Annotated in this window: 15 protein-coding genes; 8 read left to right on the top strand and 7 right to left on the bottom strand. The window is 61.8% G+C overall.

The features are described 5' to 3' along the window. Positions 1–28: 28 nt before the first annotated feature. Positions 29–1231 carry an MFS transporter gene (locus JQ609_RS20740; RefSeq protein ID WP_212274774.1) on the bottom strand — a complete coding sequence of 401 codons (1203 nt, stop codon included), beginning with the start codon at positions 1229–1231 and terminating at the stop codon, positions 29–31. A 76-nt stretch (positions 1232–1307) separates the two neighbouring features. Here JQ609_RS20740 and JQ609_RS20735 point away from each other — a divergent pair, with 76 nt between their 5' ends. After that, positions 1308–2597 (top strand): hypothetical protein, encoded by a 1290-nt coding sequence (locus JQ609_RS20735; RefSeq protein WP_212274773.1) that lies wholly within the window; start codon positions 1308–1310, stop codon positions 2595–2597. 115 nt (positions 2598–2712) lie between these two features. Continuing rightward, the gene (locus tag JQ609_RS20730) at positions 2713–4233 is read left to right on the top strand and encodes a caspase family protein (RefSeq protein ID WP_212274772.1); all 1521 of its coding nucleotides are present in this window, start codon (positions 2713–2715) and stop codon (positions 4231–4233) included. A 33-nt stretch (positions 4234–4266) separates the two neighbouring features. On the opposite strand, the gene JQ609_RS20725 is transcribed toward JQ609_RS20730, so the two are convergent. The 3 genes from JQ609_RS20725 to JQ609_RS20715 form a co-directional block, all read right to left on the bottom strand. After that, entirely contained in the window at positions 4267–5238 is a 972-nt protein-coding gene (locus JQ609_RS20725) for a threonine/serine dehydratase (protein WP_409363442.1), read from the bottom strand. Positions 5239–5309: 71 nt separating this feature from the next. Further along, on the bottom strand, positions 5310–6365 hold the full coding sequence (locus tag JQ609_RS20720) for a glycosyltransferase family 1 protein (protein ID WP_212274771.1): 1056 nt from the start codon (positions 6363–6365) through the stop codon (positions 5310–5312). Further along, positions 6362–7174, bottom strand: a complete 813-nt coding sequence (locus JQ609_RS20715) for a UDP-2,3-diacylglucosamine diphosphatase (RefSeq protein ID WP_192737752.1) — start codon at positions 7172–7174, stop codon at positions 6362–6364. Before JQ609_RS20715 ends, JQ609_RS20720 begins: the two co-directional genes overlap by 4 nt. 949 nt (positions 7175–8123) lie before the next feature. Here JQ609_RS20715 and JQ609_RS20710 point away from each other — a divergent pair. The 6 genes from JQ609_RS20710 (at position 8124) to JQ609_RS20685 (ending at position 12089) form a co-directional block, all read left to right on the top strand. Then, a complete protein-coding gene (locus tag JQ609_RS20710) occupies positions 8124–8627 on the top strand; it encodes a hypothetical protein (protein WP_212274770.1) in 504 nt (167 codons plus the stop codon). A 995-nt stretch (positions 8628–9622) separates the two neighbouring features. Continuing rightward, the gene (locus tag JQ609_RS20705) at positions 9623–9796 is read left to right on the top strand and encodes a hypothetical protein (RefSeq protein ID WP_212274769.1); all 174 of its coding nucleotides are present in this window, start codon (positions 9623–9625) and stop codon (positions 9794–9796) included. Positions 9797–9810: 14 nt separating this feature from the next. Next, on the top strand, positions 9811–9987 hold the full coding sequence (locus tag JQ609_RS20700) for a hypothetical protein (RefSeq protein WP_212274768.1): 177 nt from the start codon (positions 9811–9813) through the stop codon (positions 9985–9987). Between the two features lie 228 nt (positions 9988–10215). Then, the gene (locus JQ609_RS20695; RefSeq protein ID WP_212274767.1) at positions 10216–10389 is read left to right on the top strand and encodes a hypothetical protein; all 174 of its coding nucleotides are present in this window, start codon (positions 10216–10218) and stop codon (positions 10387–10389) included. 332 nt (positions 10390–10721) lie between these two features. Next, positions 10722–11696, top strand: a complete 975-nt coding sequence (locus tag JQ609_RS20690; RefSeq protein WP_212274766.1) for a tripartite tricarboxylate transporter substrate binding protein — start codon at positions 10722–10724, stop codon at positions 11694–11696. A 54-nt stretch (positions 11697–11750) separates the two neighbouring features. After that, positions 11751–12089 carry a monooxygenase gene (locus JQ609_RS20685; protein ID WP_212274765.1) on the top strand — a complete coding sequence of 113 codons (339 nt, stop codon included), beginning with the start codon at positions 11751–11753 and terminating at the stop codon, positions 12087–12089. A gap of 63 nt (positions 12090–12152) precedes the next feature. Here JQ609_RS20685 and JQ609_RS20680 read toward each other — a convergent pair whose 3' ends face one another. From JQ609_RS20680 to JQ609_RS20670, 3 genes are all read right to left on the bottom strand, one after another. Beyond that, the gene (locus JQ609_RS20680; protein ID WP_212214754.1) at positions 12153–12434 is read right to left on the bottom strand and encodes a hypothetical protein; all 282 of its coding nucleotides are present in this window, start codon (positions 12432–12434) and stop codon (positions 12153–12155) included. A 267-nt stretch (positions 12435–12701) separates the two neighbouring features. Continuing rightward, the gene (locus tag JQ609_RS20675; protein WP_212274764.1) at positions 12702–13802 is read right to left on the bottom strand and encodes a glycosyltransferase family 4 protein; all 1101 of its coding nucleotides are present in this window, start codon (positions 13800–13802) and stop codon (positions 12702–12704) included. Between the two features lie 42 nt (positions 13803–13844). Further along, positions 13845–15086, bottom strand: a complete 1242-nt coding sequence (locus JQ609_RS20670; protein WP_212274763.1) for a glycosyltransferase — start codon at positions 15084–15086, stop codon at positions 13845–13847. Positions 15087–15341: the final 255 nt, after the last annotated feature.

Raw genomic sequence — 15341 nt, 5'->3', positions numbered from 1 at the left:
GCGGTAGATTCTATTTTTGACGCGTTTTCTAGCGCGAACCGGTGCCCACTTCGCTTGAAAACGCTGTTAGCCGGTGCCGCGCCAGCCACATCACGATCGCGGCCAGCAGTCCCATCGCCGCCATCACGTAATAGACCCGCTGCCCATAGCCCGCATAGACCAATCCCGACACCACCGACGCCGTGCCGCTGACGATGCCGCCGCAGGCCGCAAGATAGCCCTGCCCGCGCGCCATCACATGGCCGGGCACGTGACGCACCAGCAGTCCCATGACGCCGACCTGCGTCAATCCATAGGTCAAGCCATGCGCGAGCTGCACCAGGGACAACACCACGACTGACGGCTCCTGCGCGGTGATTAGCCAGCGCGCCACCGCGCTGAGCGCGCCGATCACCACCAGCAGCGCCGGGGCCAGCGTGAAACGCGGCGAGAGCGCGAACACCACGATCTCGGCGAGCACGCCCAACACCCACAGGCCGGCGATGGTCAGACCGTCCAGGCCGGACGCCTGCCAGGTGATGGAAGCAAAGGCGTAGTAGGCGGCGTGACTGCCCTGGATCAGCGCGGCCGCGACGATGATGGCGAGGAAACCGGGATCGCGCAGCAAGGCGCTCGCGCCAAGCACCGCGGTCGCCTGCGGTTTTGGCCGGTCCAGCGGCTGCAGCCCGAGGCTCGCGACGGCGCCGAGCGCCGCTACCGCCGCAATGACCCAGATCAGCTGGCTAGCTGCAATGAAATCGACCAGCAGGCCGCAGATCAATGCGCCCACCACGAAGGCTGCAGAACCCCACAGCCTCAGCGGTCCGTAATTCAGGCCATAGCGCGCCACCCCGCCGAGCGCATAGGCGTCCGTCAGCGGCACCATCGGGGTCCACAGGCAGCAGGTCACGGCATAAGCGAGCAGCACCGCGAGCGGCAGATATTGCGTGCCGATCACCGCAAAGCCGAGCGCGGTGGCGGTCGCGGTGACGATCAGGACCGCGCGCAGCGAATAGCGCCGCCCCGCGGCGCCGGTCACGAACGGCAGCACGGTAAATCGCGTCACCGCAGGAACCGCGGAAATGATTCCGATCCAGAAGGCGTCGATGCCGACCGACTTCAGCCACAGCGTGAAAAACGGCAGATGGGTGCCCATCGTCCCGAACGTCGCGCCGTAGAACAGCGCCAGCCGCGCCGCGAATCGCTTCGATGCGCCTTGAGATGCGATGGGGATTTGTGATTCGCTTGGCATCAATTCAATTGCGATTCGCCCGATATCGTGTTGTTTCGTTATCGCAACGCGCGGTGATTTGCGCGAAGAGTTTAGCATGGCCGACGAAGCATTCGCCCTTTCGCCGATCTCAGCACGCGCCGCGCTGCCGGGTGAGGAAGACTATGCTGCGATCAGCGAAGCCTTCATGGAGACTTCGCGCGGCCGCTGGTTTCTCGGCGAATATGCTAAGCGCAACCGCAACGCCGACACCAGCATGGTGCTCGACGCGGTGGCGCGGATCGAGCAAAGCCTGGCCGCGCAGAAGGAAGAGAGCCTTGCCATCCAGCGGGAGGCTGCGAACGCACAGCGCGAAGCTGCCAACGCACAGCGAGCGGCGGCGGACGCCGTCGCGGACAATAGCCTCGCCGAGGCCAAGTTAGTTGAGGCCTTGATTGCGATTCGCGGGGCGCTGGAGGCGGCGCAGACCTCGGCGATGGGGGCGATCGACGGACTGGCGCTGAACGAGAAGCTGGCGCCGGTGCGCAAAGGCGCGCGGGTGATTCGCGAGATTGCCTGGCGGTTGCGGGAAATCGGCAATGACAGCCGAATCTGCGACCTGATCGATTCGCAGGTTCAGGTCATCGAGAAGGGCGCCGAGCAAATCTCCTCCGACGAGGCCAAAGCGGCGCTGGAGGCCGCGTTCGCCTCGCTTGCCGGACGGATCGCAGAATTCAGTGATGAAGAGACGCCCGCCCCCGTGGCGCAGGATGAGTCCCCGGCGGTCGCCGAGATGATCGAGGAATCGCCCGCCTCGCAAACTCAGGCTGCAACCAGTGCCTTTTCGACCGACGCCGTAGCTCCGGCCGCCGAAGCCGTCGCCGCTGAAGTTGTGATCGCCGAAGCTGTGGTCTCCCAGGCCGACGCTGCGCTGGAGGAAGTGGAAACCGCCGAGACGGCCGGAATTGAACTCACCGCCGAGGCTGCCGACGCCCACGACGAGGCAGTCCTCGACATGATCGCGATGGAGATGGGCGCGCCCGATCCCATCGACGACGATGAGTTCGCCGAACCGGAGATCGAGCAAGCCCACATCGCGGTGCCGACGGTTGAGGAAACCCGGCTTGCGGAGCCGGTTGTTGAGGAGGCTCAGATTGTCGAGCCGCTTCCGACCCCGCCCGAGATCGTCGCTGCATTGCCCGAGCCAATGATGTCCGCACCGGTCGCGCCGCCGGTTCAACCACCACCTCAGCCGGTTGCCCAAGCCATGCCGGAACCGGCGCTGGAAGTCTCGCTCGGCTCGTCGATCATCGCCAGCGGCATCGTGCGCAGACCTGTTGCGGCCAATGATCCGCTGGCCCCGATCCGGCGCATGAGCCAGGCCGAGAAGATCGCGTTCTTCTCGTGAAGCCGACCGCCCCGGCTCCCGAAATCGAACAGTGACCGAGGTCACGTACAGCACCCACACCCCAAACTAGCCTGTCCGCCGGACATCTCGCCTTGAGATTGGATGGAGGACACCCATGCCAGGGTTCAAATCATTGGCGCTTTGCGCCGGTCTGTTGGGCAGCCTGCTGAGCTTGGCGCACACCAGCACCGCTTCTGCAGAGGCGGTGAACGCTGCCATCAGCGACGGCGTTCGATCGCTGCCGGCCGAGCAGCGGGTCGCGCTCGTGATCGGCAACGCGAACTACCAGGTCGCGCCGCGGCTCGCCAATCCGAGCAACGATGCGCGATCGGTGGCGCAGCTCCTCAACACGGCGGGCTTTGAAGTCATCACGGCGACCGATCTGACGCGCAGCGACATGATTAAGGCGGTGGAGGGTTTCATTGACCGGGTTGCCGATCGCGGACCCAATGCCGTCGCCATGATTTACTATGCCGGGCACGGCGTGCAGCTTGAGGGCGAGAATTACCTGCTGCCGATCGACGCGAGAATTTCCAAGCTGTCGGATCTCGACAGCAATTCGCTGCGTCTGGTCGACCTGATGGGGACGCTGGAAACCATCACGAGCCGGATGCGGATCGTCGTGCTCGACGCCTGCCGCAATAATCCCTTTCCCGACGTCGACGATTCCGGGCGCGGCCTTGCGATGGTCGATGCGCCGGCCGGCTCGATCGTCGGGTATTCGACGGCCCCGGGCATGGTCGCCCATGATGGCGATGGAAATCACAGCCCCTATACGTCGGCGTTCCTGAACATCGCGCGGCAGCCCAATCTGCCGATCGAGCAATTATTCAAGCGCGTTCGTCTCGAAGTGAACAACGCCACCGGCGGCCGGCAGACGCCGTGGGAAAGCTCGTCGCTGACCAACGACTTCTATTTCTTCGGCGATACGGCTGTCGCGGCAACCCGCGCGCCCGATCGCGGCCCGGTGGTCCAGATGGCGTCGAACCTGCCTTCGCGTTCGGTGCGTCAGGCCTATGATTACGTCCTGTCGGAAGGTTCGCCCGAACATTATGAGGAATTCATTCAGCTGTATCCGTCCGACCCGCTGTCCGATCGCGTCCGCGTGCTGCTCGGCAACTACCGGCAGTCATATGCATGGCACAAGGCGGTGCTCACCAACACATCTGGCGGCTACAGGTCGTTCCGCGACCGCTTCCCCGATAGTCCGTATGCGCGCACCGCATTGAGGCTGCAAGCACAGCCGAGACACGTTCCGCTGATGCACTTCAACCGCCTGTCGAAGCATTCGGGCCATCATGGACATGGCTTTTCGCACGGCCATCGGGCGCCATCCCTGGCCTCATCGGCAAAGGGAATGAATGCGTCCGCCTCGATGCACGGCCACAGGCCGGGCAGGTTCACCCACACCTCCTCCAGGATGAACGCCCACGCCCATGCCAATCACATGCATGGCAAGAGCCGATTCCACGACCGCGGACCGCGCAGGATGGGCGGCGGCATGCACAGCCATTCCAGCCACCGCTTCGCCGCGAACCACTCGCGTAGCTCGTTTGCTCACTCGCGGCATTCGTTTGGTGGTGGCCGCTCATTCGGCGGCGGCGGTTCGTTTGGCGGCGGAGGGTTCAGGCGCTGAGCCGCGTGACCTGCGGCGTCCGGTCGCACCCAATCAGGCGACCAGCTTGGCGAACAGGTCGGCGTCGACATTGCCGCCGGAGAGAACGATGACGACGTTCTTGCCGCGCACATCGATCCGGCCGGCCAGCAACGCGGCGAGGCCGACGGCGCCGCCGGGTTCGACCACCAGCTTCAGTTCCCGGTAGGCATAGGCCACCGCCGCCCCGACTTCCGCATCGGAGGCGACCACGCCCTGGGCCAGCAGCTTGCTGTTGATCGAGAACGTCATCACGCCGGGGATCGCGGCCATCAGGGCGTCGCAGATGGTGCGATCGGCCGCATGATGGGCTTCGCGATGGCCGGCGCGCAACGAGAGACCGTGATCGTCATAGCCCTCGGGTTCGGCGACGATCAGCGTCGATTGCGGAAAGCGCGCCTTGATGGCCGTCGCAACGCCCGCGATCAGCCCGCCGCCGGAAGCCGGCGCCACCACGATGTCGGGCATCAGGCCAAGCGCAGTCATATCCTCCGCGATCTCGCGGCCCGCGGTGCCCTGCCCCGCGATCACGAAGGGATCGTCATAGGGACGCACCAGGGTTGCACCGCGCTTGCTCGCGATCTCCCTGGAGATCGCCTCGCGATCTTCCTTGTCGCGGTCATAGAGCACGACCTCGGCGCCATAGCCCTTGGTGCGCTCGCGCTTGGTCAGCGGCGAGTCCTTGGGCATCACGATGGTTGCCTGCATGTTGAGGATCTGCGCCGCCGCCGCCACGCCCTGGGCGTGGTTGCCGGACGAGAACGCGACCACACCGCCGCCGCGTTCGGCCTGCGGGATCGAGGCGAGCTTGTTGAAGGCGCCGCGGAACTTGAAAGAACCGGTCCGCTGCAGCATTTCCGGCTTGAGAAAGACCTTGGTTCCGACGCGTTCGTTGAGAACCGGGAACGACAGCAGCGGCGTTCGCACCGCAAAGGGCGCAACCACCCGCGCCGCCGCATCGATATCTGCGGCTCCAATCGGTGCCATCGAGGCCTGATCCGTCATGACCGCTTTGTATCGCGTCCGTGGACAGGCCGGCAAGACGCAATCCGGTGAAGTCAGGCGGCGAAATGCGGGTCTTCCACAAACTCGACCACCTCGCCTTCGGAGCCCGGGGCCCGGACATTGAGGGCGTGGTCGACAAAAACCCGCGCCGAGGCCTGCCAGGTGTGGGCGGCGGCAAACTCCACACAGGCCTGCGGCGATATCTGCAGCGCATCGAGGCAGGCGGCGCGCAAATCGTCGCTCAGCACGCCGACCGGCGCCGCACCGATCACATCGCGGGGACCGGTGACCGGAAAAGCGGCAACCGGCACGCCGCTGGCGAGCGCTTCCAGCAGCACCAGGCCAAAGGTGTCGGTCTTGCTGGGGAACACGAAGATGTCGGCGGCCGCGTAAATCTCCGCCAGTTCCTCGCCGTGCCGGGCGCCCAGGAACACCGCGTCCGGATATTTCCGCTCCAGCGCCACGCGGGCCGGCCCATCGCCGACAACAAGCTTGGTGCCGGGCAGATCGAGGTCGAGGAACGCCTCGAGATTCTTTTCGACCGCGACGCGGCCGACACTGAGGAACACCGGCTGCGGCAGACAGAGGTCTGCGGTGCGCGGATGAAACAGCGAGGTGTCGACGCCACGCGACCACAGCACCACATTGCGAAATCCGCGCTGGCGCATTTCAGCTGCAAGCGCCGGCGTTGCCGCCATCACCGCCTGGCTCGGCCAGTGAAACCAGCGCAGCGCGCGCCAGACCCAACTTTCCGGGATCGGCGAGCGCGCCGAGACGTATTCCGGAAAGCGCGTGTGGAAGCTCGTGGTGAACGGCAGCCCGTGCTTGCGGCAATAGCGTCGAACCAGAAGGCCGATCGGGCCTTCGGTCGCGATGTGAATGCTGTCGGGCTTGGCCGCTTCGATCAGCGCCGCGATCTTCGCCGGGTAAGGCAGCGCGAGCTGCAAATCCGGATAGCTCGGCATCGCAAAGGTGCGAAACGATTGCGGCGTCAGGAAGCTGACATCGACGCCGAAGCCCTTGGCGGCTTCCGCCATCATGGTCAGCGTCCGCACCACCCCGTTGACCTGGGGATGCCACGCATCGGTCGCGACCAGGATATGCGTCATGCCGCCCGCGCCGCAACGCGGGGAACCGGCGCCAGCCGGCGCTGCGGATCGGCCCAGGTGATGATTTCGAACCGGCCGTCCTCGTGCTCGACCAGCGCGGTGCAGCTTTCTACCCAGTCACCGCAGTTCATGTAGCGGATGCCGTGCTCGTCGCGGATCGTGGCGTAGTGGATATGGCCGCAGATCACGCCATCGGCGCCGTGACGCCGCGCTTCGCCGGCCAGGGTCTTTTCGAACGCGCCGATATAATTCACCGCGTTCTTGACCTTCAGCTTCGCCCATTGCGACAGCGACCAATAGGGAACGCCGAACATGCGCCGGAAGAAGTTGACCAGGCGATTCATCTGAATGGCGAAATCATAGGCCTTGTCGCCGAGATGAGCGAGCCAGCGCGCGTTCTGCACCACGAGATCGAAGATGTCGCCGTGGATGACGAGATAGCGCTTGCCGTCGGCGCCCTCATGAATGGTGTTTTCCACCACATCGATGCCGCCGAAATGGGTGCCGTAATAGTTGCGCAGGAACTCGTCGTGATTGCCCGGCACGTAAACGACCTTGGCGCCCTTGCGCGCCTTGCGCAGCATTTTCTGCACGAAGTCGTTATGCGATTGCGGCCAGTACCAGTTGGACTTCAGCGCCCAGCCGTCGACGATATCGCCGACGAGATAAATGGTGTCGGCGTCGTGGCTTTTGAGGAAGTCCAGCAACCGGTCGGCTTGCGAGCCGCGGGCTCCGAGATGGACGTCGGAGATAAACAAAGTGCGAAAGCGCCGCTCCGGGCTCTCTTCACTCGAGGAGTCACTACCCATGCCGTGCACCTAACAGGTTCCTGTGACGGAGCGATGACAACCGACGCGACTGATAGCCCCACGCGAATCGATGACGCGCCCCTGCAAAGCGGATAGCAGCGCGATGCGACAGGGAAACGACGTAGCGCCACGTGGATTTTACGGAGTTCACCCGCACTGCGGGTATCGCATCGTCGTCCCGGCCTTGAGCTCAGATGCGCAATTGCGCATCGGGGGACCCATACCGCGTGATCTCTCGATGAAGTCTCAGAAGCAGAGACCGTTCGCAAAACTTCTTCCTGTGGTTATGGGTCCCGGCTCAAGGCCGGGACGACGGCGGTGTTTGTTGTGCGACCATCATCCAAAACGCAGTTTCGCGTTCTCGCGGCGCATTACGCCCGAGCTCTGCCAAAACTCCTTGCCCTCCAAAGAGAGGGCGCAGGGAAGACCGGGTGCGCGCTGCACCCGCGGTCCCGTGTGCGGTTTGCACTAAGTAGGCTGCACACGAGCATACAGGGCAGCGGTGAACACCCGGCCTTCCCTGCGCAACGGCTTTACGGCTTATGCCGTGATCTCCCCGGAGACGAGTTCTTGGTTGACTCCGTCACCGCCGGTTCAGCTCACGCTTAGCCGACGGCTTGACGCCAGCAACGGGCGCCAGGACCACACGGTTTTGCCGTACGCTTATCCACGCCGTCGTCTCAGCGTAAACCAGCGTCCATCGCAACCCGCCCAACGTCCGTGACGACGGCCGACACCCTTCTGACCAGGACGGGATGGGCAAAGATATGCACCTGATTTTCGTTCTGGTAAACAGAAATATTTTTTATTTTGGGGCTTGACACAACTTCTGAAAACCGGAACTGATTTGCCCGTCGGGCTGCCTTATCGGCCCTCGCCGCTTCGCGTCAGGCGAATGCGCGCCCGATGACGGCCCCGCGAGGGAATCCATACCGCCGCCGGCGGAGAGATGGATTGCTTCGTCGCTTTGCTCCTCGCAATGACGGAGTTTCACAGCGTGCAGGATAATAGGAACGAAGCGACACGCGCCCTTCTTGTTTCGTGGACGAGTCTCGCTTCGCAACGCACAACGCCATGGTGCAAACTGGGCGCGATCGTGACGGACGGAAAACGCCTGCCAGAACCAGCCAAGCTTCTCCGTATGGGAAGCTATATCCTGTTCCTTCTGTCCTTGGTCTCGATCGCATTTGTCGCTCAATATGGCGGCCATGAAAAGCATACTTTCTTTGGCGGCGAAGTCCTTATAACTGGCCCGCTGGGACTAAAGCTGGACTTCCGCACCAATTGGCCCTGGCTGGGAAATTTGGCGTTGTTCTGCCCATGGCTGGCTCTGTACATGAGAGCGAACGTCGTAGCCGGAATATTTGCTGCAATGGCGTTAGTGACCGGCGTCTGGTTCTTCGCCGTCTCAATGGTGACGTCCGATGTTGGCGCAGTATGCCGGACAAGGTAGCCAGTTTCGGTCTTGGATTTTGGCTATGGATCGCAAGCATGTTTGGCGCTCTCGCCGCCGCAATCCAGCAGCAAAATGAGCGCGTAGAGCGATGCGATACCGAACATTCCGGCTCGCAAACCTGAGAGGACAGGTGTCCGACTCGACCGCCAAAGCCGCTTGCGGGGCCCGTCCGTCCACTACTGTCGGCACGCGCGGAAGGTCTCCCGTCCCACCAACGATCCGGATGGCGATATCCCGGCTGTTACCTGAGGAACAGCGCGGTCGTGGCCAATTGGTCATTGTCCGGGTCATGCCGATGCAATGGTGCATCGGCACAGCGCGAGGAGATGAAGCATGGAGCGCACGGCTGAAGAGCAGACCGAACTGACGACGAAAGATCTGGACACGGTGGCAGGCGGCAGGACGACGCCACCTCCCCCTCGGTTTCCCATTCCCTATAATCCCCGACCTCAGCCTCCCCTTCTAGACCGATGAACGGCTCCAGTTGAGCTAAGGCGGCGGCTGCGCCAATCTGGCGCAGCTCTGAGCTTTCGATCCCTTGATGCGCCCGCCGAGCAACTTAACCGGCTTGCGACGTCAGTTCTTCGGCCTGGTAGCCTGCACCAGACCAGGAAATCATAAACCTCATCAATCTTGATGCTTCGCTGAAGGCGCTTCGCTTCAGTCCCTCGACGACTGCGGTATCGCTGCCGCCGAAATAGCCACGTAACTTCCGACATGTCACAGTACAACACCGGCTGCAGGCGCAGAAATCGCGGTCATGCATCGGGCAGGTTTGATTCTCCCGCCTGCTTAGGAATGGCCCGCTCCCTTGGTCGACGCACTTTCTCGGGTGTCTAATTCTCCGGTTCAAAATTGTGCCCGCGTCTGTGCAGCAGATCACGTGACGCTTGTTCCCCAAGGAACAGCACGAGGGAGCAAAAGGCGGCATTTTCCTGACACCGATGAAACGGCGCGATGATCGCTCCGGTCGGAAACAAAGGAGAATGGCCATGACGACCAAGTTGACTGCGAATACGAATGAAGCCTTCACAGATGACGAACTTGATAGCGTCAATGGAGGCTACAGCTGGAGTGAGTTCAAGGCAGACGTAGTAGGTGCCGCAAAGGCGTTACGCCAAGGTATCGGCGACGGTTATCGTAGCGCCCAGAAAATGCTGCCGTGACAGGGGAGACAATCATGACCAACAACCAGATCGAAAACGTTTCCTCCCATGATTCTGCTGAGCTCAGCCTGGACGATCTCGTGCAGGTGACCGGCGGCGGCGACTTTGCCAATGCTGTCGCCTACCTTGCGGGCAATGTGATCGGCGGCGCCGCCTATCTTGTTAAAAACTTCGCCGGCAAACTTAGGTAAGAACACGCACAACGCCAGAAGCGAACTCCTTGCCTCGCATGCCCCGCCGTTGACCACACGGCGGGGCATAATTTCATCGTCAGATGAAGTTCACAGCGCGCCGCACGTGGCAAAGATCACATATGGCTTGTTCCCCAGGGAACAGCTGGAGGCGGCAAACCAGGGCATTCTCCCGACACCGATGAAACGGAGCGATGATCGCCTCGATCGGAAACAAGGAGAATGACAATGAATGTCGATCCGCATCAGAACGACGACCGAGTGCAGAACGACCATCACGCCCTCGACGACGACGGACTTTGTCTCGTACAGGGCGGCGCGACTCTGGTTGATGTTGCGAAGTTCGTGCTCAAGACCCTCAATGATGTCCTGCGAACGGGCAGCGGTCGCCCGCAGGTATGAATCTGACCAACCTGTTCGACGCGCAGGGTCAAAAGCAGACGTCTTGGTTATTTGCCGACATGTCCGCTTATGGCCCAAAGCGAAAGAGACCGGTCGTGTTCAATCACTCGCCAACGCATGCAAGAGTTGATTGATGGATGGCGTGATGGCCGGTTATTCGGGTAGCCCCGACTTTTGCAACATATCGCTCAAGCGCGTCCTGTCCTTAAGGATGCTTCCGGGCGCGGTAAGCGTCGGCCGCGCCTTGCGAGCGGCGCCCGCTGCTGTCACACTTGCTCCAGGTCCTGCGGCAATGACCGCGCAAACCGGCATGCAGGACGAGCGAGGAAACGATGAAGTCCGTTGCGAACCTGTTCGCCGCGTTGCTGGTGCTGCTAACGACGCAGCCGGCATCCGCGCAGTCCAGCTATCCGAACAAGCCGGTGAAGATCCTGGTCGGCTTCACGCCCGGCACGGCGCCGGACCTTGCGGCGCGCATTCTGGCCGAACGGTTTGCCGAGGTCTGGGGCACGCCGTTCGTGGTCGAAAACCTGCAAGGCGCCGGCAGCAACATCGCCACCGAACGCGTCGCCAAGGCGGCCGCCGACGGCACCACGCTGCTGATGGGCGGCAACTCGGCGCTCGTCATCAATCCGAGCCTGTATGACAAGCTGCCGTTCGATCCGGTCAAGGATTTTGCGCCGATCTCGCAGGTGTTCATCGCGGCCAACGTGCTCGCCGTGCCGCCCGAGGTGCCGGCCCGGACGGTGGCCGAACTGGTGACACTCGCCAAGGCGCAGCCCGGCGAACTCTCCTATGGCCATGCCGGCGTCGGCACGTCGCAGCATCTCGGCGCCGAACTGTTCAAATACATGGCGCATGTCGACATCGCATCGGTGCCCTATCGCGGCACCACGGCGTTGATGCCCGACCTGCTCGCCAACCGCATCGCGATGTCGTTCGCCAATATCGTGAACGTGGTGCCGCTGGCGAAGGAAGGCAAATTACGCGCGCTGGCCATCACCTCGGTCAAGCGCTCGGCGCTGGCGCCCGACCTGCCGACGATGGCGGAATCGGGATTTCCCGGTTTCGAGGCGGTGCCGTGGTTCGGCCTGCTCGCGCCATCCGGCACGCCACAGGACGTCATCGACAAATTGCACGGCGAAACCGTCAAGGCGCTGGCGCTGCCGGAGGTGCGCAGGAAGTTCGACGAACTCGGACTCGAACGGGTCGGCAATACGCCGGCAGAGTTTGCGGCCGTCATCAAGAAGGAGACGCCCGAATGGGCAAAAGTGATCAAGGACGCCGGCATCAAGCTCGGCAACTAGATTAGACTGCAAGCACGCGGACCGCATCTACCACCCCTACCTGAGGAAACTCCCATGGCCAATTGCATCGTCGTCGTTCAGTTCGATCTGCCGAAGCGAACCGAAGAACAGGCAATCACAGGCGGCACGTCGAGCGCGCCGACCTACCGCGGCCTCGCCACCAAAGGATTGATCCGCAAGGACTACCTGAACGGCGAAACCGGTACCGGCGGCGTCTATCTCTGGGACAGCCGCCAATCGGCGGAAGCCTGGTTTACGGAGGAACGCGTGGCCGAACTGACAAAACGCTTCGGCGTGCGCCCTCGCCTGACCTGGTACGACACCCATGTCACGGTCGATAATTTGCAGGACGAGACGCGCGTCAACGGCAAGGCGATCGAGGCCGTGGCCTGACGATACCTGTTGCGGCACTGCGCGCGATTGGTTCGCGCGCACTGCGTTACGCGTGCGGAAGATTTAGGTCCCGCGCGTCGCCGCCGAAGAGTATCGCTTGCTGCGCTTGCCTTCATTGGGCACGAACTGGGCAAACACTTCCCTGACGCGGTCGGCCGGCGTCGCATCCTGCGTGAAGCGCGGCTCGGTGAGGGTTTCGACCGCCCGGGGTGCGTAGATGGCGCTTTGATAGAGCGACCCGTCGAAGCGTGAATCGCTCTCGCTGTCGCGCAGGCAAGCGTCGGAAACAAACAACAGTACAAACAGTGCCGATCCTGTGACGTAAAAATACTGAAAAATGGGCATCGCTTTTCGCGCCTCCTTTTGCAGGAGGATGCACGCGCGCGATAAAGGCCGGGTTTAATGCCGCCCGACTTTTGCCGGAGCAGTTGGTCGCACGTTATTGATTTGTGTAAAATTTTAGCGATCCCCGGCGAGCCGTATCGGCGAGTAGCTCTGAATTAGTTTCCGCTTTCGGGATGCTGGCTCAACCGGAGCATTTGCATCAGCACTCGCGATTGCAATCGCTCCGCTTCGCTTGGTTGTTCGGTCCGCTCTCGAAGCGCCGGGACCCTAAGGGGCCAGAGGCCGCTCGGGCACTGAATCTTTAGACAAGGTGGACCTGAGACCGGCATGAACTTCGCCGGCAGTCGATTTACTTAAGGCCTTGTAGTGGTGGAGATACTCCTGCGCCATCCGCCTGGTCGTAAACCTTTTCTCGAAATGCCTGCGCACCTGACGTCGGTCGAGCCCGGAAAGCCTTCCAATCGCCTGTATGGCTTCTGCTTCCCCCGGTACGACAAAGCCGGTGATGCCGTCGTCGACGACCTCCGGCACCGAGCCGGACTTGAAGGCAATGACGGGCGTGCCGCAGGCCATGGCCTCGATCATGACGAGACCGAACGGTTCTGGCCAATCGATGGGGAACAGCAACGCGGCCGCGCCCGCCAAAAACTGCCGTTTCGTTTCATCATTGACCTCGCCGATGAGCTGGACCTGATCCCCGTCGATCTGCGGCTCAAGCCGTTCCTTGAAATATTTCCTTTCGCCCCGCGGCACCTTGGCGGCGATACGAAGCGGCATTCTGGCAGCATGCGCTATCCGAATGGCGGCTTCCGGTCCTTTCTCCGCCGTCAGCCGGCCCAGAAAGGCGAGATAGGAGCCGGCCTCGAACGAAGGCCCGAACAGGTCGGTCGGCAAGCCGTGGTAAATGGTACCGAGCCAGTTGGCTTCGCTCAGCGGAGCGCGCTGATTATCCGATATCGAAACGAACGGCGCGTTGGGAAAGCGGCGGACCACGTCAGGAAACCCCGGCAAATCCATGCGCCCATGGCAGGTGGTCAGGAACGGAACACCAAGCCGGCTAAGGAGCGGCAGATGCAGCCAGTCGATATGCAGGTGGATGACATCGAATTCGGTCACCCGTAGGGCGACCGCCTCCAACAACGCAGCCTGGGTAACCATCGGGTCCGTCCGCGGCCGGCCGAGGCGAAGAGCCTGAGGCCAAACGGCATGCAGCTTGGCGGTGGTCTTCGAATCCCCGCTGGCGAAAAGCGTTACCTCATGACCCAAGCTCACCAGCTCATCAACCAGCCACGCCACCACCCGCTCAGTGCCGCCATAGAGCTTGGGAGGAACACTTTCGGCGAGAGGCGCTACCTGGGCAATTCGCATCGGCTTTCCCATCACGTATCAAGGGCTTCGAACCAGAACGGGTCAGATCACCGGCCGTTCGTAGTTGATCAGCAGATCGAGCCAATCTTCCAATAGCCGGCTCATCAGAAAGTTCTTCCGCACGCTTTCCTTCGCCCGCGAACCAATCTGCTTCCGAATACCGGGATCCTTCAAGAGCTGCACGATTCTTGCCGCCGCCTCATCAGGCGTACGCACAAGGAATCCATTCCAGTCGTTCTTGATCTGGTGCCGAATTCCTCCCACGTCGCCGCCTATGACGGCTGCGCCTTTCCACATCGCCTCGGTCACGGTGAGACCAAAACCTTCGCGGGTCGACTTCTGCAGGACGACGGCCGCAGATCGCTGCAGCGCGTTCACCAAGGTTGGATCATCGACCGCAAGAACAATTATGCTTTCGTCGGCGACGCTCTTGATCGTTTCGAGGATTTTCCCACCCTCTGGATCGTCGGAGGCATTGTTGCCGACGAGCACGAGCGTACAATCGACCTGCTCTCTCGCTTTTCGGAAGGCTTCAATCACGCCCATCGGGTCCTTCCACCGATCGAACCTGGAAATCTGCGTCACCAACGGACGATCTGTCGGAATTTTGTAGTTGCCCAGGAATTCCCTTATCTCCCGGTCGGACAGCTCCCGGTTCTTCGCTGAAAACGGATCGATCGCCGGGGTGACGAACCGCTGGTCAACCTGAAGATCCTGGCGATATTCAGATAGCGAGAAGATCGCAGCGCTATATTGCTCGATGAATTGGCGCAGATAGGTCCATACCGGCGCGTGGGGCGACGAAAGATCGACGTGACATTGCCAGAGCCACGGCATTTCGCGATCGGCGAAATGAGTGATCAACAGCAGCGGCTGAGGATCGTGCACGATGATCGCGTCGCAATCGTCAAGATGAAGCCGCGTCGCATTTTCGAACACGACCTGTTCGTAGATCGTCTTTTCAGCGTCTGAAAAACCCAGGCTTTCGCCTTGCAACATATTGTGAAGCTTCTTGGTACAACCGAAGTAACCCGGCGTTCCCTGAATCAAGTGCCAGTCGGTTTCGATGCCAGTTGCATTCATCATCAGAGTTAGCGGCGTCAGCAGCTCGGTGACGCCGCCGCCGTAGAACGTCGAACTAATGTGAGCGACGCGCATGGTGCGAACTCGATCGGCCTTGGCGGCTATCCGTTCGACCGTCGCCGCGCCGATTAACGGTTCATACTGTTCAAGCGAATGAAGACCGAGGGTCGATCGTTGAATGGCGGAAGTCAGCATGGACATCAAGGGTCACCCTTATCGTTCTGAGCGCCGGAGGACGGCACAGCAAAGTTGATCAGCGACCATCCCGGACGCCTCTTCCACTTTTTCCCTTGGCAATAAGTCCGAAAGCGCCCGGAAGTTGCCGCCGCTGGTCAGTCGATAATTGAACTAGATGAATGCTTGTTCATCCTGCTCATAGGCGAGCGACGGAGCTGCTCGAAACGTATTGATCCGGATCGCCTGACACCTTGGCGCTCTCAGGTATTGCGACGCAAA

The sequence above is a fragment of the Bradyrhizobium sp. AUGA SZCCT0169 genome (assembly GCF_018130085.1).
Classification (GTDB): Bacteria; Pseudomonadota; Alphaproteobacteria; order Rhizobiales; family Xanthobacteraceae; genus Bradyrhizobium.
This window is presented reverse-complemented; position numbering and strand designations above follow the sequence as displayed.

Coding starts and splice junctions, on each gene's coding strand:
- JQ609_RS20675 (WP_212274764.1), bottom strand. CDS start 13,802: ATGCGAATTGCCCAGGTAGCGCCTCTCGCCGAAAGTGTTCCTCCCAAG.
- JQ609_RS20715 (WP_192737752.1), bottom strand. CDS start 7,174: ATGGGTAGTGACTCCTCGAGTGAAGAGAGCCCGGAGCGGCGCTTTCGC.
- JQ609_RS20695 (WP_212274767.1), top strand. CDS start 10,216: ATGAATGTCGATCCGCATCAGAACGACGACCGAGTGCAGAACGACCAT.
- JQ609_RS20700 (WP_212274768.1), top strand. CDS start 9,811: ATGACCAACAACCAGATCGAAAACGTTTCCTCCCATGATTCTGCTGAG.
- JQ609_RS20735 (WP_212274773.1), top strand. CDS start 1,308: ATGGCCGACGAAGCATTCGCCCTTTCGCCGATCTCAGCACGCGCCGCG.
- JQ609_RS20740 (WP_212274774.1), bottom strand. CDS start 1,231: ATGCCAAGCGAATCACAAATCCCCATCGCATCTCAAGGCGCATCGAAG.
- JQ609_RS20710 (WP_212274770.1), top strand. CDS start 8,124: ATGGATTGCTTCGTCGCTTTGCTCCTCGCAATGACGGAGTTTCACAGC.
- JQ609_RS20730 (WP_212274772.1), top strand. CDS start 2,713: ATGCCAGGGTTCAAATCATTGGCGCTTTGCGCCGGTCTGTTGGGCAGC.
- JQ609_RS20725 (WP_409363442.1), bottom strand. CDS start 5,238: ATGGCACCGATTGGAGCCGCAGATATCGATGCGGCGGCGCGGGTGGTT.
- JQ609_RS20705 (WP_212274769.1), top strand. CDS start 9,623: ATGACGACCAAGTTGACTGCGAATACGAATGAAGCCTTCACAGATGAC.
- JQ609_RS20670 (WP_212274763.1), bottom strand. CDS start 15,086: ATGTCCATGCTGACTTCCGCCATTCAACGATCGACCCTCGGTCTTCAT.
- JQ609_RS20680 (WP_212214754.1), bottom strand. CDS start 12,434: ATGCCCATTTTTCAGTATTTTTACGTCACAGGATCGGCACTGTTTGTA.
- JQ609_RS20720 (WP_212274771.1), bottom strand. CDS start 6,365: ATGACGCATATCCTGGTCGCGACCGATGCGTGGCATCCCCAGGTCAAC.
- JQ609_RS20685 (WP_212274765.1), top strand. CDS start 11,751: ATGGCCAATTGCATCGTCGTCGTTCAGTTCGATCTGCCGAAGCGAACC.
- JQ609_RS20690 (WP_212274766.1), top strand. CDS start 10,722: ATGAAGTCCGTTGCGAACCTGTTCGCCGCGTTGCTGGTGCTGCTAACG.